Below are 23,339 nucleotides of genomic sequence, written 5' to 3'. Positions count from 1 at the left end.
CAGGTACGGGTGGCGTGGTGATGTCGAGACGACTCGTTGCGGGCCACTCACCCGTCCCTGCGCTGACCTGCGCAGGGACGGGTGATGCGAGTGGAGACGGGTCAGGCTGCGGTGTCGGGCAGCGCGTCTTCCGCCGATTGGACCGGTTCGGCGGCAGGCTTTGGCTCGGGGCAGTACCGGGCCCAGGTGTCGAGGAATTGGGTGCGCGCGTAGCCCCTGGCCTGGGTGCCGCCAGGGAAGCGGCGGTTGGTCGCGTTGATGCCGTAGGGCTTCAGGAGCAGCTGCAGGCCACGCGGAGTCAAGCCTTTGTCCGTGTACTCCGCCCACGGCGCCTCTTTGTCCGCGTTCAGCGCTTCCAGCAGGTGCCTCGTGCTCAGCAAGGCAGGATCTCCGACGGCCGTGAAGGCGCTGCGGATGTCGAGCAGGAGGCGGGTGCGCAGACCGCCCTCCTGGTCTTGGCCCGCCTCGTAGTCGGTCATGGAGCGACAAGCGGAGCGGGCCAGCACCGGCCAGTCGCCTCCCGCAAGATCGGCGACGACGACTAGCGGCTCCCAGGTGTCCGCAGCACGGTCCTCGACCGGTATCGGCGGCTCCATCTCCAGGGCCTGCGGATAGAGCGGCTGGAGCCAGGCACCGAGACGGACGCGGATCGCGTGCAGGGCGGGGGTGTCCCGGCTGGTGCGGAAGGACGCCACCTTCTCGCCCGCCGCGCGACGGCGCATCCGGATGACCACCGCACGGTCCATGATCGTGTCGGGCAGGTCGCCGATCCCGGCGAGCGCGGCCATGGCGAAGGTCGCGAATTCCTGCACCTGGTGCTCGGGCCCGGACACCCGCAGCGTCGGCCGGCCACGCTGGTGCCCGGCGTTGATCAGGCCACGCACCTCCTCGTTCTTTTCCGCCGCCTTGCCGGTGGCGAACATAGTGTCGGCCTCGTCGACCAGGAGCGTCGGCGGGTCGTCCCCGTCGATCGACCGGAAAATCGCCGCCGCGCTGGCGTTGACCGTGATCAGGCGCTTGTGCACGGTCTCGGTCACCACATCCAGCAGCCTGGACTTCCCACACCGCTTTTCCGGCGCGACGATCGCCAGACGCGGCGCGTGCTGCCACGCACCCTGCAGATGCGTCGCCGCGACCCACAGCGCCACCGCCGTGACGGCCTCCTCGCTCGGCATCGCCACGTATCGCTTGATCTGTGCCCGAAGGGCGTCCAGGATCTGAGCTCCCTCGGCCAGAGGCTCCTCGGTCCCCGTATCCGCGGGGCAATTCGGCACCAGAGGGTCAGCAGAGCTGGCAGGTTGGTCCTCAGCTTCGACCTCTGCGCTCTCGTCGACCGCGTCGTACAAGTGGGCGTCGGGTTGGCCGGGTATGGCTGTGGCGGGCCAGGGCACCCGGGCGGGCGCGGAATAGAAGTCGGGGTTCTCGGGTTGCATTGGGCGGCTCCTCGTCTGGCGGTGTTCGGGCTTGCACGCCCCTGCCGCCGGGTTGGATCTCACGGGATTGCTGGGGAGCCTCTGGGCCTCCGGCGTTGCACCGCCGGAGGCTCTCCCCTTTCTCGCGGGGGCTTCGACACCGCGAGCGACCACGGACAGTACGTCCACGCCCGGTCAACAGTCCAGGGTTTCTGTGTCAGCTCAGCGCAGAAGTGCGCGGAGCGCATCGGGTGACTCATGCCGCCAAGCCCAGAAGGGCCAACAGGTCTGCGGTCACCACCCGGTAGGCGTTACCGAGCCGGAGCACCTTGCACGGGTACTGGCCGCGCTTGGCCAGGTCGTACCCCTTGCTCCGGCCTAGCCCCAGCGCACGATTGCCAGTCTCAAGGTCAACGGCTGCAGGGAGTTCCAGAAGCTCGTCTCGGGTCATGCCCTTCGCCCAGCCGGCGACTGCGTTCTCGCGCATGCGTACTCCATCCATGACTGAGCCCACGGCGAACGCGACCACCGCGTCCGTCTCCAGGTCTTGGAATCAACGCTAGGCGAGCTACTGTGTCTATATGACACAACGCCGGAGTCACCCTAGAGAGAAGAACGCCGACGATGAGGGCGACTTCCCGGAGTGGGTGGACCAGGTCATGGCCACCGTGGCCAGCGAGGTCTGCAGACGACGGAGGGAACTCGGTTGGAGTGCGCAGGACTTGGCGGACAAGTGCGAGGTGATCGGCCACCCGATCCCCCGCAACGTCATCGCCAACATGGAGTCCGGACGCCGTTCCACCCTGCCTTTGGTCGACGTCATCGTGCTGGCCGAGGCGCTGAACACCTCGCCCGTCTGCCTGCTCTACCCCGTCGGCTACGTCGAGGACGTGCAGCGACTCCCGCTGCAAGACCCCACCTCCACCCTGGACGCGCTACAGCGGTTCACTGGGGAGGAGACCGTTCTCGGCACGGACGACGACATGCTCCGCTACTTCCGCGCCCACCAGGCGGCCCAAGATCGACTGCGCCGCGCACAACAAGACGAGGAGCATGCCCGCTATCAGGCCAGGACCGCCCCGAACACGGATCGGAAGGCGGACGCCCTGCGCGCCCAGGCGCGCGCCGCCGAGGCGGCCGAGGAAGCCATGAGCCGCCTGCGCAGAGTCCGGGCATTCATCCAAAAAGAGGACGTCACACCCCCGCCCCTCTGGCCCGACGTGGTCACCGCAACCGAATCGTCCGGGAGAGATCCCGACACCTCCGAGGAGAACGATCTTTGAAGGGCTCCACCCATCGTCGCTGCTCCTGCCGTGACCCCAAGACCGGCAAGAACTTCGGCCAGTCCTGTCCGAAGCTGTCCAACCGTCGTCACGGCGGCTGGTCCCTACGCCACGAACTCGCCAACCGCGCCGATGGCACCAGGCGTGAGTTCCGCCGCAGCGGCTTCACCTCGTCCACCGAGGCAACCAAGGAACTGGCAGCGGTCCGCGCACTGCTCGCCATCCCCGACGAGGACGACCCGGCAGGCCACCTCGCGATCAGCGACATGCTGGAGAAGTGCGCCACGGCGAAGGAGCCCCTGCCCGACTACGACGAGACCCGTCGCCGTCTGGCCGCCGGGCAGGCCCTCAACCCCAAGATGACAGTGTCCGAGTGGCTGGACCTCTGGCTCGGCGGCAAGAAGCGGCTCCGCGCCGGCGGCTACGCCCGCTACGAGGTCGACGTCCGCATCCACCTCAAGCCCCACCTGGGCCAGATACGTCTCGACAAGCTCAACGTGCCGCACCTGGACCGCATGTTCGATGCCATCAACGAGGCGAACATTGAGATTCAGGAACAGAACGCTCAACGGCAGTCGGCAGTTGCGGAGTTGAAGGCCATCCCATGGAAGGGGACGGAGAACCGGGCCCGCCGCAAGTGGGTGAAGGCAGCTATCGACGAGATGCCGCCGTTCCGTCGGGTCACGAGCGTCAACACGCAGCACCACATCAGGGCCACCCTGCGCGCCGCGCTCAATACGGCCATCGCGCAGCGCATCGTCCCCAACTACAACCCGGCCGAACACGTCGAGCTGCGGCCCGGCACCAAGCCCAAGGCCCTCATCTGGACCGAGGCGCGCGTCGCCCGCTGGCTTGCCACCGGCGAGAAGCCCAGTCCGGTGATGGTCTGGACGCCGGAACAGACCGGCATCTTCTTGGACCACGTCACCGGCCACCGCCTGGAGGCCATGTGGCGCCTGATCGCCTTCCGCGGCCTGCGACGTGGGGAAGGATGCGCACCGCGCTGGATCGACTTCTCGAAGAAGAGCCGGTCACTGGAGATCGCCACACAGCTCGTCCAGGACGGCTGGGAAATACTCGAAGGGCTCCCCAAGACCAACAGCGGCATCCGCTCCGTGGCACTCGACGAGGAGACCGTCGACTTGGTCGAGGTGCGCCGGCGCCTCCAGGAGGACGAGAAACGCGAGTGGGGTGATGCCTGGAAGGACACGGGCCGCATCTTCACCGAGGAGGACGGGGCCCTGCTGCACCCCGGCAAGATCTCCGATCTCTTCGACCGACTGACCACCGAGGCCGGCCTCCCGCCCATCCGCCTGCACGACCTGCGCCACGGCGCCGCGACCCTGATGCTCGCCGCAGGCGTCGACATCAAGGTGATCTCCGAAACCCTGGGCCACAGCGACACCCGCATCACACGGGACGTCTACCAGGCCGTCCTCGACGACCTCTCCCGCGCGGCCGCCGAAGCCGTGGTCAAACTCGTACCTCGGGCTCCACACGCCATCCGCTCGGTGATCGAGGAACGGGCCGTGCGCTCCGTAGCCGTGGGGTCTGCTCCTGAGTGCACCTGTACGTGCTCTTGTGGTGCGATCCCCCGTCCCTCGCAGGCGCAATAGGGGCAGCCTTGCGAGTTCCGTGCTCGTGTTACCCCAGGCCCCTTTACGGCACCAGGCGAAGCACGGGTCGCTGCTCCTGGACCCCAAGCAGCTCACGGACACGGGGCGTCGTCCACGCCAGTTCACGAGCCAACTCGGCTACTGACAGCCCTGCCTCTTCAACTGCCATGGCAAAGGCTTGCTGTAGGAGCGAAGGTCGCTCGCCGGGGAAATTGGACACCGACTCCGCCATGAACCCGGGCTGGCCTTCCAATGCTCGGAGGCGTTGATACGTACGGCTGGTAGTGGCGTCAGACGTCAGTCCCAACTCGCGGCATCGGTAGATAAGAGAGTGGATGGACACACCCCAGACTTGCCTTAGTTCGGCGAGCCTGGCGAAGTCCATCCGCTTCGGCAGCAGCGGCAAGATGCTGCTCTGCGGGGTCAGGAACTCGGCAGCGAAGGCGTCGGCTTCCTTCTCCTGCCTGCTGTCGCCCGTGGCATCGCCGTGGAGTACCAGGTGCCCCAGCTCGTGCGCAGCCGTGAACCGATGCCTGTAGACATCGTCCGCGCGGTTAGCAGTGAGGATCACCAGTGGGCGGGCGGCGCGGGTCGAGAACGCATCCACTGAGGCCGCCGAAGGATCAGCCGCAGAAGGCATGACCACGACGATGCCATGGGCTTCCATACGTCTCACCAGATGAGTCACCGGCCCGTGCCCCACCCCCCAACGCTGCCGCAACTCACGAGCCGCAGAAGCCGGATCGGTGGAAAGTTCCGCCCCTGGATGTACCTCCCCACCGGCAAACCCGGGTAGGTCGACGAAGGGCAGTTGGATCCGCTGCTCCAGTGCATACGTGAGCTCCCAGACTTGCTCAGCGAGAGCAAGTGCCCGTTCCCTCTGAGATTTCGGGGTGCTGCGCAGGCTTCGAAAGTGGGCCATCGAGGCATCGAGGCGATTAGCCGGCCGTCCGAGCAGGAAGAAGGTAGCCGGTACACCTAGTGTTTCCGCGAGTCGGGGAATCAGGTCTGGGCGTGGACGTGAGACCCCTGTCTCGTACTGCCCGACAGCAGCTGGAGTCACCCCGATCCTTCCTGCGACCTCCTTCTTGGTCATCTCCGCCAACCGGCGTGCTTGTGTCAGCCGAGAGGGATCGAACCCATCGGCGATCGCGCGGGGGGTCGTTCCGCGCTCTTCCAGTCCCGGGATGAGGTCTTGCCTAGTGGGTCGCATCGTCTTCGCTGGTCTGGTCCTCGACTGGTTCTGCTTCGGTTTGCGGCGGAACGGCCCTGTGCCGGTCCGAGGCAGCGCGCGAGGACAGCGTAAGCGTGGGCTCGCTCCCGTCGGCGAAGGTGGTGCCCTGGAGTTCGGAGGCGCCAGCCTGCTCCGGGATGCCGGTCAGCCGCGTCCTGTGGGGAGTGACGCTCTGTGGCAGCTCAAGGGTCTCCGGTTCCGTCGCCCACATCAGACGGCGGTTCTCTCCCAGCGATGCGATACCCCAATGCGCCTCGAGCAGCTCGGACGTATTACAGGCGAAGGGCACCAGGACGAGGCGAGTGCCTTCAGGCAGGGTGGCTAGACCACCGCGAGGCTCCACGACGTCGGCAGCCACCCCGAGGTCGAGATCGAACTCGCCCTGTACGTGCTGCGGTTCGGGAGCGAACGTGAACAGCTCCTTCACCAGCAAGGACTCGCTGGGGATTCGGGCCTTGCGTACGTCGGCCTTGGTCTTCGAGTAGAGGAAGGGGAAAAGCAGCCCACCGCGGACGAGCATGAGCTCGAAAGGAAATCCGAACGGCTTGACGGGGGTGGCGCCCGGCAGGTCCATCAGCTCGTCCTGGAGGCGTTCGAACTGGTTCTGCCATCGGGACGTTCCGAAGGTGTGGTTGGTGCGGGATTCGGCCTGGGCATGCGCCGCCTGGGCGTTGGCCTGCATGTTTCGCAACGCCTGCCCGAGCAATGTGCGTACTGGCTGCGCCTGTTCGCCGAACACTTCGGTCGCCCAAGGCGACAGGGATGTACTCACGCGGGCGACTCCTGAGGTCGAACTTCGCATTGGAGCATTCCGTTACGATGGGCACTTTAGTTGATGTCGAACTTCTTCCACAAGTACTTCCGCGTGTCGCGCGAATCGTGCAGCTGTCTCGGCTGGGTGTGGTTCGGCCAGCGGTATCAGCGCCGCGATCGAGCTTCCGGCGGCTAGCGAGGAGGTTCACCCATGGATGCGAACTGCCCGCTATCCGCACGCCTTTGCGCGAAGACTTCGGGCCAAGGCTGCGTGGTGGCGCATCACCGGGACAGTGCCCGCGTCCACGTCTCCTTGGCCGTGGTCCTCGCCACAAGGGCACAGGCTCCACTCACGGGATTCGATTCGGCCGGCGACGGTGTCCACCAGTTCGGCCGCCTCGTCGAGCACCCCTACCGGGATCTCGGCAGCACCGTCGGTGTGATCCGTCACCAGCGCGGCACCGAACTCGGTGGCGAGGTCCAGCAGGTGCTCCGAGGCTGCTCCGTCGCCGTTGGCCCCGGCGTACTTGCCGGCCTGCGACGCGGCCATGACCAAGTGCCCCACAGCTTCGACGGGGACGCCGACGGTGCGGTCGTCGACTCGTACCGGGCGCATGGCGTGCGGACGGGAGACCCCGTGCTCCTCCGCTGCCGCCGCCATGATGAGTTCGGCCACGGCCTCTGGTGTGACCAGATGGACGGCATCCTCAAGGTCCACGCCCACTTGCCCGGCCATGACCTCCACGCAGTGCGCCGCAACGCCGTGCACCGACGTGGTCTCGACCTCGACGCCGTGCGTCAGCAGTACGGCGCTCGTCTGCGCCACCAGGGTCTTGAAGGGGAGTGTGTCCATCGGCTCTGCCACGACGTCCACCCTAGAAGGACGGCTTGGAGCATCTCCACAAAACCGAAGCTACGGTCGGGAAACCGCCAGGGTCCATTCGGCTCGCGTCGCTGCTCCTCGCTCCGCGCACCCCCGGCACTCTCTTTGCGCTCGCGCGCTCCCCTTGCGCTCCCCTTGGATTTCCTGGCACGAACGGAGGCGCCGCCCTCGGAGGCAGAACGCCCCGGGCATGAAAAAACCCCAGGCCACGGCGAGTGGGTCCTGGGGTTGATCCGAGCCGCCTTCGGGATTCGAACCCGAGACCTACGCATTACGAGTGCGTTGCTCTGGCCATCTGAGCTAAGGCGGCGCGCGCTGGGCACCATGGTGCGATCAGCAACGTCGGTAAGTCTACACAGTTTCCGGGGGTGCTTCGTACCCGCCCCGGAGGCGGGTACGGGTGGGTGAGGGGCCGCTACGAGCAGCGCTTGCCGTCCTCCGGGGCGGTGCCGCGGAGCAGGTACGTGCCGATCGCGGAGTCGACGCAGGTGCTGCCGCGGCCGTACGCGGTGTGGCCGTCGCCCTCGTAGGTGAGGAGGCGGCCGGAGGAGAGCTGTTCGGCCAGGGTCTCGGCCCAGCGGTACGGGGTGGCCGGGTCGCGGGTGGTGCCGACCACGACGATCGGGGTGGCGCCGGCGGCCTCGATGCGGTGCGGCTCGCCCGAGGCCCGCACCGGCCAGTACGCGCAGTTCAGCGAGGCCCAGGCGAGGCCCTCGCCGAAGACGGGGGATGCCTTCTCGAAGTCGGGGAGGGCATCGCGCACCTCGTCGGGCGAGGAGAAGGCCGCGGGGAGGTCGAGGCAGTTCACCGCGGCGTTCGCGAACATCAGGTTGCTGTAGCCGCCGTCGGCCTCGCGCTCGTAGTAGCTGTCGGACAGGACCAGCAGGCCGGCACCGTCGTTCTCCTTCATCGCCGAGGCCAGCGACTCGCGCAGCCGCTGCCAGGCGCCCTCGTCGTACATCGCCGCGATCACGCCGGTGGTGGCCAGGGACTCGGTGAGCTTGCGGCCGTCCGCGTCGCCGGTGGGGATCGGCTTGGCGTCCAGGTCGCCGAAGAACGCCTTCAGGTTCTTGCCTACCTGGGTGGGGGTGGTGCTCTTGTCGCCCAGGGGGCAGTCGGCGCGGCGTACGCAGTCCTTCGCGAAGGACTGGAAGGCGGTCTCGAAGCCCGCCGTCTGTTCCAGGTTCAGCCGGCGTGCGGGCAGGGACGGGTCCATCGCGCCGTCCAGGACCAGGCGCCCGGCCCGGTCCGGGAAGAGTCCGGCGTACGTCGCCCCGAGGAAGGTGCCGTACGAGGCTCCGACATAGGTCAGCTTGTCGTCGCCCAGCACCGCGCGCAGGACGTCCATGTCGCGGGCCGCCTCGACCGTCGAGACGTGGCGCAGCAGTCTCGGCGCGTCCGCACCGCAGCCCTCGGCGAACTCCTTGTACGCGTCGACCAGCCCGTCCGTCTCGCCCTGGTCGTCCGGGGTGACGTCGGTCCGCGTGTACGCGTCCATCTCGCGGCCGTCCAGGCACTCGATGGGCTCGCTGCGGGCCACACCGCGCGGATCGACCGCCACCATGTCGTACTGGGCGCGGACCTTCTCCGGGTAGCCGATGCCCGCGTACTGCTGGAGGTAGCCGACGGCCGAGCCGCCCGGTCCGCCCGGGTTGACGAGGAGCGAGCCGAGCCGCTTGCCGGGGCCGGTGGCCTTCTTGCGGGCCACGGCGAGGCGAACGTCGCCCTCGGCCGGTTTCGCGTAGTCGAGCGGGGCCTTCATGGTGGCGCACTGGAAGCCGGGGACACCGCAGTCGCGCCAGCCGAGCTTCTGCTCGTAGTACGGCGACAGCTCGGCGGGCGTGGCCTTCGGCAGCGGCGCCAGGGACGCCGTCGCCGCCTCCGTCGCGCCTGCCGCCTCCGTCGCGCCTGCCGCCTCCGCCGCCGAACCACCGGACGTCGGCGCGCCCCCTGCCGAGCAGGCGGTGGCGAGCAGCGCGGCGGCGAGGAGCGTGACTCGGATCCGGGTGCCGCCGATGCGGGTCCTGCGGTGAGTGCGCCTTGTGTGCATTCAGCGAGCGTAACTCTCCGCGATGGAGTAGATGCGGTGCGTGGTCCGTGTGGCTCGTTCGTGTTACGCCGTCAACCGGATGCCGCGCCGAGACGGACGCCGGCTCAGCCCGATCGGAGCGCCATCGTCATCGCCTCCACCGCCAGCAGCGGCGGCACATTGCGGTCCAGGGCCTCACCGCAGGCGGCGATCGCCTCGATGCGGCGGAGGGTCGCTTCGGGTGAGCTGCCGTGGGCCAGCCGGTCCAGGGCGTCCTGCGCGTCGGCGTTGGCGATCGCCACACGGGAGCCGAGCTGGAGGGCGAGGACGTCGCGGTAGAAGGCGGTGAGGTCGGTCAGGGCGAGGTCGAGGCTGTCACGCTGCGTACGCGTTCTGCGGCGCTTCTGCTTGTCCTCCAGATCCTTCATCACGCCCGCCGTGCCGCGCGGCAGTCTGCCGCCCTGGGCCGCTCCCAGGGCCGCCTTCAGCTCCTCGGCCTCCTTGCTGTCCATCCCCTCGGCGAGCTGCTTGGCGTCCTCCGCCGCCGCGTCGACCAGTTCCTGCGCGGCCCTGAGCGCGCCGCCGACGTCCTCGATCCGCAGGGGCAGCTTCAGCACGGCGGCGCGGCGGTCCCGGGCGGACTGGTCGGTGGCCAGGCGACGGGCCCGGTCGACGTGGCCCTGGGTGGCGCGGGCCGCCGACGCGGCGACGTCCGGCTCGATGCCCTCGCGGCGTACCAGCATGTCGGCGACGGCCTCGACCGACGGTGTGCGCAGGTTCAGATGGCGGCAGCGGGAGCGGATCGTGGGCAGCACATCCTCGATGGACGGGGCGCACAGCATCCAGACCGTGCGCGGGGCGGGCTCCTCGACGGCCTTGAGGACGGCGTTGGCCGACTTCTCGTTCAACCGCTCGGCGTCCTCGACGAGGATGATCTGCCAGCGGCCGTTCGCCGGCGAGGTGAACGACTTGCGGACCGTGTCCCGCATGTCGCGCACGAGGATCTCGGCGCCCACGGCGGACACCGTGCTGACGTCGGCGTGGGTGCCGAGGAGCGCCGTGTGGCAGCCGTCGCAGAAGCCGCAGCCGGGGACGCCCCCGAGGGCGCGGTCGGGGCTCACGCACTGGAGCGCGGCGGCGAAGGCCCGCGCCGTCCGTGTCACCCCCGCGCCGGGCGGGCCGGTGAACAGCCAGGCGTGCGTCATGCTCGACGCCTCCGGCAGCGGGCCCTCGGCCGCGGCGGCGGTGACGAAGGCGTCGGCGTCCCGGGCAGCGGTGGTGAGCTGCTCGCCCACCTTCTCCTGCCCGACGAGGTCGTCCCACACGGTCATGGGTCACGCCGTCCTTCCGTCACGCTCCGCCGTCGCACCGCGCCGCACCTGTCCGCGTCGCGCCTTCCATTGTGCGGGGCGGCACTGACAACGAGGCCGGGCCCCGGACCGGGGCCCGGTGCTCAGCGGCGCCCTCGGCCCTTGCCCCGGCGGCCACCGTCGCCACCGCGGCCGTCCCGGCCCTCGTCGCCCCGGCCGTCCTCGTCGTCGCGCGGCCCGAGCAGTTCGTCCGCCAGGGTCGGCAGGTCGTCGAGCGGCGTCTCCTCGGCCCAGTCGGAACGGCGCCGGCGGGGTGGCGCCTGGTCGGGGTCGATCCGGGGCAGCTCGCGCGTACGGTCCCGGCCGTCGCGGGTCCGGTCGTCGGCACCGTCGCCGGGGCCCTCCTCCCGGAAGTAGCCCGGCGGGACCCGGTCGGCGGGGTCGTCATCGCGTACGGGGGGCAGCACCGCCGTGTCGTCGGCGGCGCCCGGCGTCACCGGCGGCAGGACCGCCGTCTCGTCGACGTCCCGCGGCTCCACGGCCGGCAGCACCGTCGTCTCGTCCGCCGAGCCGGCCGGCTCGGGCGGCTTGGGCAGCTCGGTCGTCACCTCGGACTCGGACTCCCGGGAACCAGATGCCCCGGACGCCCCATCGTCCCCGGATCCGTCCTCGGCGTCGCCGTCCCGCGTGTCCCGCACCGGACGCAGGACGGCCGTGTCCTCCACGGGGCCACCGGAGGCGTTCGTCGGAGTCACCACCGGCGTCGCCACGGTCGCCGCGTCCGAAGGGGCCGCGGCCGGCTTCGGCCGGGGCGCGTCCGCCGCGGGCGGCGCCGTCGTCCTCGGGCCCGCGGCGGCCGCTGCCGCCGCCTGCTCCGCCGCCCGGCGCGCCTCCTCGGCGCGCAGCAGGGCCTCTTCGGCCTTGTGCTGCTTCTCCAGACGCCGGGCCTCGGCCTCGGCGTGCAGCCGGGCCTCCTCCTCGGCCTGCTTGCGGCGGCGCTCCTCCTCGGCCCGCAGCCGCGCCTCCTCCTCGGCCCGAGCCTTCTCCTCGGCGAGGAGCCGTACCCGCTCCTCCTCGGCCTTCCGGCTCGCTTCCTCGGCCCGGAGCCGGGCCTCCTCGGCCTGCCGCTCGGCCTCGCGCCGCTGCGCCTCCTCCAGCTCGCGCCGCTTGCGCTCCTCCTCCTCGGCGCGCAGCCGCTCCAGCTGTTCGAGGCGCTCACGCTCCAGGCGCTCCTCCTCCGCCTTGCGCGCGGCCTCTTCCTCGGCCTTGCGGCGGGCTTCCTCCTCGGCCTTGCGGCGCGCCTCCTCCCGGGCCTTGATCTCGGCCTCGGACAGCGGCAGCACCTGGTCGAGCCGGTGGCGTACAACGGTGCCGACGGCCTCGGGCTCCTGGCCCGCGTCGACGACGAGGTAGCGCCCGGGGTCGGCCGCGGCCAGGGTGAGGAAACCGGAGCGCACACGCGCGTGGAACTCGGCGGGCTCCGACTCCAGCCGGTCCGGCGCCTCGGTGAACCGCTCGCGCGCGGTCTCCGGGGAGACGTCCAGCAGGACGGTCAGATGCGGTACGAGCCCGTTGGTGGCCCAGCGGTTGATGCGGGCGATCTCGGTCGGCGACAGATCGCGGCCGGCGCCCTGGTAGGCGACCGAGGAGTCGATGTACCGGTCGGAGATGACCACGGCGCCGCGCTCCAGCGCGGGCCGGACCACGGTGTCGACGTGCTCCGCGCGGTCGGCGGCGTACAGCAGCGCCTCCGCGCGGTGCGACAGACCGGCGCTGGAGACGTCCAGCAGGATGGAGCGCAGGCGCTTGCCCACCGGGGTCGCCCCCGGCTCACGCGTGAGCACGACTTCGTGCCCCTTGCCCCGGATCCACTCGGCGAGGGCCTCGGCCTGGGTGGACTTCCCGGCGCCGTCGCCGCCCTCCAGGGCGATGAAGAAGCCGCCCGTCGCGGGCGTCGGCACCGGGTCGTCGCCGCCGAGCAGCGCGTCCCGCAGGTCGTGCCGCAGCGGTACGCCGGACCGGTCGTCGACCTTGGCCAGCACCAGCGCGGCCACCGGCAGCAGCAGCGCGCCGACCAGCATCAGGACGAACGCGGCGCCGCCGTGCGCGAAGACGAACTTGCCGCTCTCCAGCCGGTGCGGCCCGATCGCCGCCGCCACCACGGGCGCGACGACCGCGCCCAGCGCCACGTAGACCCGGACGACCGCGTGCAGGTGCTCGGTCGTGCGGGCCCGGCGGCCGTCCTCGGTCTCCTGGTCGAGCAGCGCGTGTCCGGTGTTCGCGGTCACGCCCGCGCCGACACCGGCCAGCACGAGGAGCAGCAGCACGGTGGTGTCGTCCGGGACGAGCCCGGCGGCCAGCAGGGCGACGCCTGCGAAGGCGATCGCCAGCGCGAGCAGACGGCGGCGCGACAGGGAGGGCAGCAGGGCCGGGGCCGTACGGATGCCGACGACGACTCCGCCGGTGAGCGCACCCACCATCAGCCCGTACAGCACGGGTCCGCCGCCCAGGTCCTTGGCGTGCAGCACCGCCACGGCGACCGCGGCGGCCACGACGGCGGCGACCGCCGCGCAGGCGAACACCAGCAGGGGCAGGACGCCGGTGCGACCCTTGTCGACGCCGGTGCCGCTCTTGGGGCGGCGCAGGCCCTCCAGCGGCGACCGCGCGCGCGGGGTGCGGACGCCGGGCAGCTCCAGGAAGGTCACCACGGACAGGGACGCGGCGAAGAGACCGGCCGCAACGTACGAGGCGAGCGCCGCCTGGTGCTCGGCGAACCAGTCGATGCCGGCGCCCAGCAGGTTGTTCACCAGCCCCGCGACGACCAGTACGGCGGCGGCGAGGGGGATCGCGACGAAGCCCGTACGCAGCGACAGGCGGCGCAGCGTGTCCATGTGGTCGGGCAGCGGCCGTACCGTCGCGCCCTCCGGGGGCGGCGCCGGCAGCAGCGCGGGGGCCGCGCTCTCGCGGCACACCGTCCAGAAGCGCTCGGCGACGCCGGTGACGAAGGTGGTCACCAGGAGGACGGCGAGAGCGTCGTCCGGCGTCCAGTCGATCCACAGGGGGGCGACGATCAGCAGGGCGGCCCGCAGCCCGTCGGCGCCGACCATGGTCCAGCGGCGGTCGAGCGGGCCGTCCTGCGAAGTGAGTGAGGTGAGGGGTCCGAGCAGGACGGCGCCGAAGAGCAGCGTCGCCAGGATGCGGACGCCGAAGACGGTCGCCACCGCGAACGCCACGCCCCGGTAGCCCCCGCCGAACGAGCCCGCGCCGATCGCCGCCTGGACGGCGAGGAGGACCAGCACCAGCAGGGCGAGGATGTCGCCGACACCCCCCACGAGCTGTGCGCTCCACAAACGCCGCAGCTGCGGCCGGCGCAGCAGGGCGCGGACGGCGCGCTCGCGGGAGTCCGCGACCAGGGCGTCGTCCGGGGCGGGGTGAGGGGCCGTTGGTTGCTCGGCTCGCGTCATGCGTTCAGCCTATCGGTCGCCGCCGACAGTCCGGCATGCCCGGCCGCACGTACGCACGCCCCGGCATCCGAATGATGCCGGGGCGTTCGTTTTGCGAAGGTGTGCGCGGCCCAACCGGTCCGCTCTGGGTCTGCTCCCGGTTCTGAGCCGGACTCAGTCCTCCGACGCCCGCGAGGCGGTCGCCTTCTTGGTGACCGTCTTCTTCGCGGTGCTCTTGGCGGCGGTGGTCTTCTTGGCGGCCGTCGTCTTCGCCGCGGCCGTCTTCTTGGTCGCCGCCGCCTTCTTGGCCGGGGCCTTCTTGGCGGCCGTCTTCTTGGTGGCCGTCTTCTTGGTGGCCTTCTTCGCCGTCTTCTTGGCGGGCCCCTTGGCGCGCTTCTCGGCGAGCAGTTCGTAGCCGCGCTCCGGCGTGATCTCCTCGACGCTGTCGCCGGAGCGCAGGGTCGCGTTGGTCTCGCCGTCGGTGACGTACGCGCCGAAGCGGCCGTCCTTGACCACGACCGGCTTCTCACTGACCGGGTCGGTGCCCAGCTCCTTCAGCGGCGGCTTGGCCGCGGCCCGGCCACGCTGCTTGGGTTGGGCGTAGATCGCCAGCGCCTCTTCCAGCGTGATCGTGAAGAGCTGCTCCTCGGCCTGGAGCGACCGCGAGTCGGTGCCCTTCTTCAGGTAGGGCCCGTAGCGGCCGTTCTGCGCGGTGATCTCGACGCCCTCGGCGTCGGCACCGACGACGCGCGGCAGCGACATGAGCTTCAGGGCGTCGTCCAGGGTGACGGTGTCCAGCGCCATCGACTTGAACAGCGAGGCCGTCCGCGGCTTCACGGCGTTCTTGCCGGTCTTCGGGGTGCCCTCGGGGAGCACCTCGGTGACGTACGGGCCGTAGCGGCCGTCCTTGGCGACGATGGTGTGGCCGGTGGCCGGGTCGGCGCCGAGCTCGAAGTCGCCGCTCGGCTTGGCGAGCAGTTCCTCCGACAGCTCGACGGACAGCTCGTCCGGTGCCAGGTCCTCGGGGACGTCGGCGCGCTGGTGGTTCTCGGAGTCCTTCTCGCCGCGCTCGATGTAGGGGCCGTAGCGCCCGACGCGCAGCACGATGTCGTTGCCGACGGGGAAGGACGACACCTCGCGCGCGTCGATCGCGCCGAGGTCGGTGACCAGTTCCTTGAGGCCGCCGAGGTGGTCTCCGTCGCCGTTGCCGGCATCCGCCGCGGCGCCGTGGCCGCCCGCGGCGGAGCCGCTGTCGGATGCTGTTTCACCGAAGTAGAAGCGCCGCAGCCACGGCACCGCCTGCGCCTCGCCGCGGGCGATGGCGTCGAGGTCGTCCTCCATCTTGGCGGTGAAGTCGTAGTCGACGAGCCGCCCGAAGTGCTTCTCCAGGAGGTTGACGACGGCGAAGGAGAGGAAGGACGGGACGAGTGCCGTGCCCTTCTTGAAGACGTAGCCGCGGTCCAGGATGGTGCCGATGATCGACGCGTACGTCGACGGGCGGCCGATCTCGCGCTCTTCCAGCTCCTTGACCAGCGACGCCTCGGTGTAGCGGGCCGGGGGCTTGGTGGCGTGGCCGTCGACCGTGATCTCCTCGGCCGTCAGCGCGTCGCCCTGGGCGACCTGCGGCAGCCGGCGCTCGCGGTCGTCCAGCTCGGCGTTCGGGTCGTCGGCGCCTTCGACGTACGCCTTCAGGAAGCCGTGGAAGGTGATCGTCTTGCCGGAGGCGCTGAACTCGACGTCCCGGCCGTCGGACGCGGAGCCACCGATCTTCACGGTGACGCTGTTGCCGGTCGCGTCCTTCATCTGGGAGGCGACGGTCCGCTTCCAGATCAACTCGTAGAGCTTGAACTGGTCGCCGGTCAGTCCGGTCTCGGCGGGCGTGCGGAAACGATCACCCGAGGGGCGGATCGCCTCGTGCGCCTCCTGGGCGTTCTTGACCTTGCCGGCGTAGGTCCGCGGCTGCGCGGGCAGGTAGTCGGCGCCGTACAGCTGCGTGACCTGGGCGCGGGCGGCGCTGACGGCCGTGTCGCTCAGGGTCGTCGAGTCCGTACGCATGTAGGTGATGTAGCCGTTCTCGTACAGCTTCTGGGCGACCTGCATGGTCGCCTTGGCGCCGAAGCCGAGCTTGCGGCTCGCCTCCTGCTGGAGCGTCGTCGTACGGAACGGGGCGTACGGCGAGCGGCGGTACGGCTTGGACTCGACCGAGCGGACGGCGAAGCGCGTGTTCTCCAGGGCGGCGGCGAGCGCGCGGGCGTTCGCCTCGTCGAGGTGGAGGGTGTTCGCGCCCTTGAGCTGTCCCAGGGAGTCGAAGTCGCGGCCCTGCGCGACACGCCGGCCGTCGACCGTCTGGAGGCGGGCGACCAGCGACGACGGGTCCGACTGGTCCCCCGCGCGGCCGGTGGCGAAGGTGCCGGTGAGGTCCCAGTACTCGGCGGAGCGGAACGCGATGCGCTCGCGTTCCCGCTCGACGACGAGGCGGGTGGCGACGGACTGGACGCGGCCCGCCGACAGCTTCGGCATGACCTTCTTCCACAGGACCGGCGAGACCTCGTAGCCGTAGAGGCGGTCGAGGATGCGGCGGGTCTCCTGGGCGTCGACGAGCTTCTGGTTGAGCTGGCGCGGGTTGGCCACGGCGGCCCGGATCGCGTCCTTGGTGATCTCGTGGAACACCATGCGCTTGACGGGGATCTTCGGCTTGAGGACTTCCTGGAGGTGCCAGGCGATGGCCTCGCCCTCGCGGTCCTCATCGGTGGCGAGGAAGAGCTCGTCGGAGTCCTTGAGCAGGTCCTTGAGCTTCCTGACCTGTGCCTTTTTGTCGGCGTTGACCACATAGATCGGCTGGAAGTCGTGTTCGACGTCCACACCGAGGCGGCGGACCTCGCCGGTGTACTTCTCGGGCACCTCGGCGGCGCCGCTGGGAAGGTCGCGAATGTGCCCGACGCTCGCCTCGACGACGTAGCCAGGGCCGAGATAGCCCTTGATCGTCTTCGCCTTGGCAGGCGACTCGACGATGACGAGTCGGCGGCCGCCGTTCGCGGTCTCGCTGGTCGGGGACAACTTCGCTCTTCTCTCCGGTCGACGCTGGGCCTCCCCAGGTCGTGGTCCCGGGGTCGGGTCGTGCTGCGTTTCGGTCGTGACGCTGCGGAGTGTGACGGTACCTCCCGCCCCCGTGTCAAACGGGAAAAGCCCGCAACGGCCACTCGAACGGTAACCCGACGAACCCTGTTCCTGCCGCCCGGAGTGGTCACCGGCCCTGATCCGGGTATCCGGAGCGCGATTCCCCGATTACCAGGGGGAGAGTGCGGCAGGGGACCGGAACCGGCCTCTCACACGTGCGTCAGGCACCATGCGCCGAGGGCCAGCGCGGCCACGGCGGCGACACTCGCGACGGTCGCCGATGCGACGGGGCTCACACCGTGCGCGACGGGCCGGCCGTGCCGCACCCGCGTCGTGGTCCACATCAGCAGACCGGCCCCGAACAGGGCGAACACCAATCCCGCGAAGATCGCCGGCCCGCTCTCCATGGTCCCCGTGCCCCTTTTCTCCAGCCCGCGCGTGTGCAGCATCCGGGACGCTGTCACGCGTGGGCGGCGGGCAGGCGAACCCGAGGTGAACGGGGAGCCGACGGGCGGGCGGCCGCCGCGCGTGGCTCGTTACGGGCCTCCTCGCCGGTTCGTCCTACCCGGTTCGTGCCACGCCGGTTCGTCCTACGCCGGTTCGTCCTACGCCGGTTCGTTCTATGCCGGTTCGAGGAACCCCTGCTCCACCAGCAGCCGGATCTGGGCCGGCGTGCGGTCGCGCAGCGCCACCGGGTCCTCACCGACCAGCTGGGCGATGGCGTCCAGGATGCGGCCCGCGCTCATGGTGCCGTCGCAGACGCCCGCGAATCCGGCGCCGACCGTGTCGACCCGGGTGGCCCGGCGCATGCCGCGGTTCTGGCGCAGGACGACGTGCTCCGGGTCCTCGGCGCCGGGCAGCCCGACCTGCTCCTGGACGACCTCGCCGGCCAGCGTGAAGTGCGCTTCGAGCAGGGCGGCGTCGTCGTGGGCGCGGAGGTAGTCGACGCGGTCGAAGTGCGCGCGCACCGTCTCGCCGAGCGGCTGCTCGATCGGGTGCGGCCACTCCTCGGCCACGACCGAGGGCTCGGCGACCCCGGTCCGGCGCAGCGTGATCCAGCCGAAGCCGACGGCCCTGACCTTGCGCGCCTCGAACTCGTCCAGCCACGCGTCGTACCGCGCCTGGTACTCGGCCGCGTCACCGCGGTGGTCGCCCGCGTCCCTGAGCCACAGCTCGGCGTACTGCGTGATGTCCTGCACCTCGCGCTGCACGATCCAGGCATCGCAGCCGCGCGGCACCCAGGAGCGCAGCCGGTCCGTCCAGTCCTCTCCCTCCACGTGCTGCCAGTTGGCGAGGAAGTGCGCGAACCCGCCCGGGTTCAGCCGCTCCCCCGTCTCCTGAACGAGCCGGCGGCACAGATCGTCCCCGCCCATGCCGCCGTCGCGGTAGGTGAGGCGGGCGCCGGGCGAGATCACGAAGGGCGGGTTGGAGACGATCAGGTCGTACGTCTCGTCCTTGTCGACCGGCTCGTACAGCGAGCCCTCGCGCAGCTCGGCGGCCGGGGCCCCGGACAGGGCGAGGGTGAGCGCGGTGATGTGCAGCGCGCGCGGGTTGACGTCGGTCGCCGTCACGCGCGTGGCGTGCGCGGCGGCGTGCAGCGCCTGGATGCCGGAGCCGGTGCCGAGGTCGAGGGCGGCGGAGACGGGCGTACGCACGGTGAGGCCCGCGAGGGTCGTGGAGGCGCCGCCGACGCCGAGGACGACGCCCTCGGCGTGGTTGCCGATGCCTCCGGCGCCGCCGACCGCGCAGCCCAGGTCGGAGACGATGAACCAGTCCTCGCCGCCGGGTCCGCCGTAGGGCCGTACGTCCACGGTGGCCGCCACCTCGTCGTCCGCCCGGACCAGCCAGCCGGTCTCCAGGCAGGCGTCGACGGGCAGAACGTCCGTCACGCGCGCGTGGGGCACGGGTTGCTGGAGCAGGAACAGCCGGACGAGCAGTTCGAGCGGCGTGTCGCCGCGGGTGGCCCGGAGCGCGGGCACGGTCTCGCTGCGCGACAGCGCCGCGTAGGCGGGGGCGCCGAGCAGCTCCAGCAGTCCGTCGGCGGTGAAGGAGGCCCCGAGCAGGGCGTCCCGCAGCCGGGCGGTGACGTCAGGGCGGTCGGCGGAGGGCAGGGGGGAGAGGCTGGCGTTACTCACACCCCCATTGTGGCCCCGCTCTCCGCCCTCCGCCCCGTGTGCGCGTGTTCGCGTGGGGACGTCAGCCCGTCGTGGCCGACGGCGTCACGGAGGCCGCCTTGCAGCTCTCCTGCTTCGCCATCGCCTGGCCGACCTCACCCTCCTCCAGGGTCTTCAGCGCGTCGCTGCCGCTCTTGCTGAGCTTGTTCAGCTCGGTGGCGATGTCCTTGAGGCCGTCGGCGAACTTCGCCTGGTCCTTGGTGTCGAGGTCCTCCACCTGCTTCCTGAGGGAGGCGTACGACGTGGAGAGGCCGTTCAGCTCGGTGACCGCGTCCTTCTGCTTCTTCTCGCCGTCCTCGACGTCCGGAGCACCGGCCTTCTGGACGGTGGCGCCCATCGCCTTGTAAGCGTCGGACATGTCCTGGAACGCCTTCGCGTCGGTCTTCTGGACCTCCGCCGGAGTGCTGTTGTCCGAGGTCTCCTTCTGGATCGCCGCGTTGGCCGCCTCGATCTTCTTGGCCTGCGGCTGCACCCCGTCGCAGACGTCCTTCGCCCAGGAGTTCAGCTTCTCGTTGTCGTCACTGCCACCGCATCCCGTCAGCGCCAGTGCCAGTACCGCACCGCCGGACAGTGCGACCGCGAGCTTCTTGTTCACCGGTTTGGTCCCTTCCATGGCTCTCGGCCCCGGAACATACACGCCGGATGGGGGACATCCGCCGGACGAACATCCGTTAAGACCGTATTGCAGCCATTTGCACCAAGAGAGAGAAGGGTCACGGTGAAGGGAGCGCACGGGCACGAGGCGGGCGGACGACGCGTCAACGCGCGCCGTCCGCCCCTCCCTTGAGCTGCGCCTCCTACGAGGGCTCCGCGCCGCCCGCTACGAAACCACCGCCGGATCGGCCGACTTGGGCTCGTGGCCGGCGTTCTCTTCGTCACCCATGGCGATCCCGCGCCGCTTGGACACGTAGACCGCCCCCGCGATGACGAGGAACGAGACGACCGCGACCATCACCCGTACGCCGATGCTCTTGTCGGCGCCGTAGGAGAACTTGATGACGGCGGGCGCGATGAGCAGCGCCACCAGGTTCATGACCTTCAGCAGCGGGTTGATGGCCGGTCCCGCGGTGTCCTTGAACGGGTCGCCGACCGTGTCGCCGATCACGGTGGCGGCGTGAGCCTCGCTGCCCTTGCCGCCGTGGTGACCGTCCTCGACGAGTTTCTTGGCGTTGTCCCAGGAGCCGCCGGAGTTGGCGAGGAACACCGCCATCAGCGTGCCCGCGCCGATGGCGCCCGCGAGGAACGCGCCGAGCGCGCCCACGCCGAGCGTGAACCCGATGAAGATCGGCGCCATCACGGCGAGCAGTCCGGGCGTGGCGAGTTCCCGCAGGGCGTCCCTGGTGCAGATGTCGACGACCTTGCCGTACTGCGGTTTCTCGCTGTAGTCCATGATTCCGGGCCGTTCCCGGAACTGCCGCCGCACCTCGTAGACCACCGCGCCCGCCGACCGCGACACCGCGTTGATCGCCAGCCCCGAGAAGAGGAAGACGACCGCCGCGCCCGCGATCAGCCCGACGAGGTTGTTGGGCTGCGAGATGTCCATCATCAGGCTCATCGGCGCGCCCTCACCGCTGAGTTTCTCGCCCACGTCCGCCGCACCGCTGGTGATGGCGTCGCGGTACGACCCGAACAGGGCCGCCGCCGCGAGGACCGCGGTGGCGATGGCGATGCCCTTGGTGATGGCCTTGGTGGTGTTGCCGACGGCGTCCAGGTCGGTGAGCACCTGGGCGCCGGCGCCCTCGACGTCGCCGGACATCTCGGCGATGCCCTGCGCGTTGTCGGAGACCGGACCGAAGGTGTCCATGGCGACGATCACACCGACCGTGGTGAGCAGGCCGGTGCCGGCCAGCGCCACCGCGAACAGCGCCAGCATGATCGAGGCGCCGCCGAGCAGGAAGGCCCCGTAGACGCCGAGGCCGATCAACAGGGCGGTGTAGACGGCGGATTCGAGACCGAGGGAGATACCGGCGAGGACGACGGTGGCGGGACCGGTGAGCGAGGTCTTGCCGATGTCCTTGACGGGGCGTCTGGTGGTCTCGGTGAAGTAGCCGGTGAGCTGCTGGATCAGGGCGGCGAGCACGATGCCGATGGCGACCGCGACGAGCGCGAGGATCCGCGGGTCGCCGCTCTTGCCCGCGATGGCCGCGTCGGTGACGCCGTCCAGCTCCGAGTACTTCCCGGGCAGGTAGACGAAGACGGCCACCGCGACCAGGACGAGCGAGATCACCGCGGAGATGAAGAAGCCCCGGTTGATCGCGCTCATGCCGCTGCGGTCGGACCGCCGGGGCGCCACCGCGAAGATGCCGATCATGGCGGTGACGACACCGATCGCCGGCACCAGCAGCGGGAACGCCAGCCCGGAGTCGCCGAAGGCCACCTTGCCGAGGATCAGTGCGGCCACCAGCGTGACGGCGTAGGACTCGAACAGGTCGGCGGCCATGCCCGCGCAGTCGCCGACGTTGTCGCCCACGTTGTCGGCGATGGTCGCGGCATTGCGCGGATCGTCCTCCGGAATGCCCTGTTCGACCTTGCCGACCAGGTCGGCACCGACGTCGGCGGCCTTGGTGAAGATGCCGCCGCCGACTCGCATGAACATCGCGATCAGCGCGGCACCGAGGCCGAAGCCCTCCAGGACCTTCGGCGCGTCGGCCGCGTACACCAGCACCACGCAGCAGGCGCCCAGCAGGCCGAGCCCCACCGTGAACATGCCGACCACGCCGCCCGTGCGAAAAGCGATCTTCGTCGCCTTGTGCGAGACGAGAGTGAGATCCTTTTCCGGTTCGCCAGGTGCCGGGGTCGCTTCCCGCGCCGCCGCGGCGACGCGCACATTGCTGCGGACGGCGAGCCACATGCCGATATAGCCGGTGGCCGCCGAGAACGCCGCGCCGATCAGGAAGAAGATCGATCGCCCGGCTCGTTGATTCCAGTCGTCCGCGGGCAGCAGCATGAGCAGAAAGAACACGACGACGGCGAATACGCCGAGCGTGCGAAGCTGCCTGGCCAGATAGGCGTTCGCGCCTTCCTGGACGGCCGCCGCGATCTCTTTCATGCTCTCGGTGCCCTCGCCCGCCGCGAGCACCTGGCGCACCAGGATGCCCGCGAGCACCAGCGCGGCCAGTGCGACGACGGCGATGACCGCGATCAGGACACGGTTTCCGTCGGTGAGCACGGCGGCCGCGAGGGTCGAGGGGTCGCCCAACTGATGAGGGTTGGAAAGCTCCGCCATTCGTCCTCCTTGACGCTTGGGCTGAGCTCAAGATGTGGACGGGATTGTAGGTACCGGAAGCTGATCAAAACAGTGCACGACAAAAGGAATTAACCTGTCAACCACAAGGAGCCGAGGAGTAGTAATGCCCTTCCGCCATTAACTTCCCAGACTTCCCTTGTGATCGATTTCTGACGCCATTGATCGTGAATGAATTCACTTGGCGCCCGCACGGCACCACTGTAGATCCGCACATGACGAAGGGCCCTACGAGGTAGGGCCCTTCGGGTGATACGGGAGGGTGATGCGGGGGCGGTCAGACCGGCGGCAGCACCGCCGGCGCGGTCGGCCAGGTCATGCGGATCAGTCCGCCGTCCTCGCCTGCCTTGACCTCCACGTCGTCGACGAGTCCGCTGATGACCGCGAGGCCCATCTCGTCCTCCTCGGCCTCCGGGTCGTCGGCCCCGGCGCCCGAGGCCCGGTCCCCGGGGACCGCGTGCGGCGCCTCGTCGCCGACCTCGATGGAGAACTGCTTCTCCTCCTCGATCAGCGACACCTTGACCGGCGCCGTGATGCCGACGTGCTGATGCAGGCCCACAGCCCGCGTGCAGGCCTCGCCGACGGCGAGCCTGACCTCGTCGAGGACGGCCTCGTCCACTCCGGCCCTGCGTGCCACCGCGGCCGCCACGAGACGGGCGGTACGGACATGCTCGGGCAGCGCGCTGAAGCGGAGTTCAACGGTGGCCATGCATCCCCCTCGGAACTACGGGCGTGCTTTCGAGGGTCCCGGGCGCCGACCGCCCCGGCCCCCCCCCCTCTCACCCCGGGCGGGGCCCCGCCCGCCCGCGCCGGGGGGGCAGCGGCGGGCGGCCCGCCCCCC

Annotated in this window: 16 protein-coding genes and 1 tRNA gene; 2 read left to right on the top strand and 15 right to left on the bottom strand. The window is 70.3% G+C overall.

Annotated features, from left to right (window positions below; translation table 11 throughout):
- Nucleotides 1-101 precede the first annotated feature (101 nt).
- Together ACFWR9_RS02125 and ACFWR9_RS02120 are read right to left on the bottom strand one after the other, a co-directional pair.
- Nucleotides 102-1,433: a DUF3631 domain-containing protein gene (locus tag ACFWR9_RS02125; RefSeq protein WP_383834083.1), complete on the bottom strand. Its 1,332-nt coding sequence runs from the start codon at nucleotides 1,431-1,433 to the stop codon at nucleotides 102-104.
- A gap of 235 nt (nucleotides 1,434-1,668) precedes the next feature.
- Nucleotides 1,669-1,899 (bottom strand): hypothetical protein, encoded by a 231-nt coding sequence (locus tag ACFWR9_RS02120; protein ID WP_383834080.1) that lies wholly within the window; start codon nucleotides 1,897-1,899, stop codon nucleotides 1,669-1,671.
- A gap of 94 nt (nucleotides 1,900-1,993) precedes the next feature.
- Between ACFWR9_RS02120 and ACFWR9_RS02115 the strand changes: the two genes are divergently transcribed.
- Nucleotides 1,994-2,695 carry a helix-turn-helix domain-containing protein gene (locus tag ACFWR9_RS02115; protein WP_383834077.1) on the top strand — a complete coding sequence of 234 codons (702 nt, stop codon included), beginning with the start codon at nucleotides 1,994-1,996 and terminating at the stop codon, nucleotides 2,693-2,695.
- On the top strand, nucleotides 2,692-4,311 hold the full coding sequence (locus tag ACFWR9_RS02110) for a tyrosine-type recombinase/integrase (RefSeq protein ID WP_383834075.1): 1,620 nt from the start codon (nucleotides 2,692-2,694) through the stop codon (nucleotides 4,309-4,311). The genes ACFWR9_RS02115 and ACFWR9_RS02110 overlap by 4 nt, the downstream gene beginning before the upstream one ends.
- Before the next feature lie 43 nt (nucleotides 4,312-4,354).
- Here the strand turns inward: ACFWR9_RS02110 and ACFWR9_RS02105 are convergent, their stop codons facing one another.
- From ACFWR9_RS02105 to ACFWR9_RS02045, 13 genes are all read right to left on the bottom strand, one after another.
- Nucleotides 4,355-5,524: an XRE family transcriptional regulator gene (locus tag ACFWR9_RS02105; RefSeq protein ID WP_383834072.1), complete on the bottom strand. Its 1,170-nt coding sequence runs from the start codon at nucleotides 5,522-5,524 to the stop codon at nucleotides 4,355-4,357.
- Nucleotides 5,511-6,317, bottom strand: coding sequence for a hypothetical protein (locus ACFWR9_RS02100; protein ID WP_383834070.1), 807 nt, complete (start codon nucleotides 6,315-6,317; stop codon nucleotides 5,511-5,513). The genes ACFWR9_RS02105 and ACFWR9_RS02100 overlap by 14 nt, the downstream gene beginning before the upstream one ends.
- A 210-nt stretch (nucleotides 6,318-6,527) precedes the next feature.
- Complete coding sequence (locus tag ACFWR9_RS02095; RefSeq protein ID WP_383834067.1) at nucleotides 6,528-7,163, bottom strand: hypothetical protein; 636 nt, start codon at nucleotides 7,161-7,163, stop codon at nucleotides 6,528-6,530.
- A gap of 254 nt (nucleotides 7,164-7,417) precedes the next feature.
- Nucleotides 7,418-7,491: transfer RNA gene (locus ACFWR9_RS02090), tRNA-Thr, on the bottom strand.
- Nucleotides 7,492-7,596: 105 nt separating this feature from the next.
- Nucleotides 7,597-9,231: an alpha/beta hydrolase gene (locus ACFWR9_RS02085; RefSeq protein ID WP_383834064.1), complete on the bottom strand. Its 1,635-nt coding sequence runs from the start codon at nucleotides 9,229-9,231 to the stop codon at nucleotides 7,597-7,599.
- A 104-nt stretch (nucleotides 9,232-9,335) separates the two neighbouring features.
- The gene (locus ACFWR9_RS02080; protein WP_383834062.1) at nucleotides 9,336-10,541 is read right to left on the bottom strand and encodes a DNA polymerase III subunit delta'; all 1,206 of its coding nucleotides are present in this window, start codon (nucleotides 10,539-10,541) and stop codon (nucleotides 9,336-9,338) included.
- A 122-nt stretch (nucleotides 10,542-10,663) separates the two neighbouring features.
- The gene (tmk, locus tag ACFWR9_RS02075; RefSeq protein ID WP_383834060.1) at nucleotides 10,664-13,984 is read right to left on the bottom strand and encodes a dTMP kinase; all 3,321 of its coding nucleotides are present in this window, start codon (nucleotides 13,982-13,984) and stop codon (nucleotides 10,664-10,666) included.
- A 153-nt stretch (nucleotides 13,985-14,137) separates the two neighbouring features.
- Nucleotides 14,138-17,020 carry a type I DNA topoisomerase gene (topA, locus tag ACFWR9_RS02070; protein ID WP_383834057.1) on the bottom strand — a complete coding sequence of 961 codons (2,883 nt, stop codon included), beginning with the start codon at nucleotides 17,018-17,020 and terminating at the stop codon, nucleotides 14,138-14,140.
- 269 nt (nucleotides 17,021-17,289) lie between these two features.
- Nucleotides 17,290-17,487, bottom strand: coding sequence for a hypothetical protein (locus ACFWR9_RS02065; RefSeq protein WP_383834534.1), 198 nt, complete (start codon nucleotides 17,485-17,487; stop codon nucleotides 17,290-17,292).
- Nucleotides 17,488-17,700: 213 nt separating this feature from the next.
- On the bottom strand, nucleotides 17,701-19,215 hold the full coding sequence (locus ACFWR9_RS02060; RefSeq protein WP_383834054.1) for a methyltransferase: 1,515 nt from the start codon (nucleotides 19,213-19,215) through the stop codon (nucleotides 17,701-17,703).
- Between the two features lie 61 nt (nucleotides 19,216-19,276).
- Complete coding sequence (locus ACFWR9_RS02055; RefSeq protein ID WP_161331965.1) at nucleotides 19,277-19,867, bottom strand: small secreted protein; 591 nt, start codon at nucleotides 19,865-19,867, stop codon at nucleotides 19,277-19,279.
- A 207-nt stretch (nucleotides 19,868-20,074) separates the two neighbouring features.
- Entirely contained in the window at nucleotides 20,075-22,480 is a 2,406-nt protein-coding gene (locus tag ACFWR9_RS02050; RefSeq protein ID WP_383834049.1) for a sodium-translocating pyrophosphatase, read from the bottom strand.
- Between the two features lie 295 nt (nucleotides 22,481-22,775).
- Nucleotides 22,776-23,207, bottom strand: coding sequence for an ATP-binding protein (locus tag ACFWR9_RS02045; protein WP_383834046.1), 432 nt, complete (start codon nucleotides 23,205-23,207; stop codon nucleotides 22,776-22,778).
- Nucleotides 23,208-23,339: the final 132 nt, after the last annotated feature.

Origin of the sequence: Streptomyces sp. NPDC058534, assembly GCF_042717365.1 — a bacterium.
Taxonomy (GTDB): Bacteria; Actinomycetota; Actinomycetes; order Streptomycetales; family Streptomycetaceae; genus Streptomyces.
This window is presented reverse-complemented; position numbering and strand designations above follow the sequence as displayed.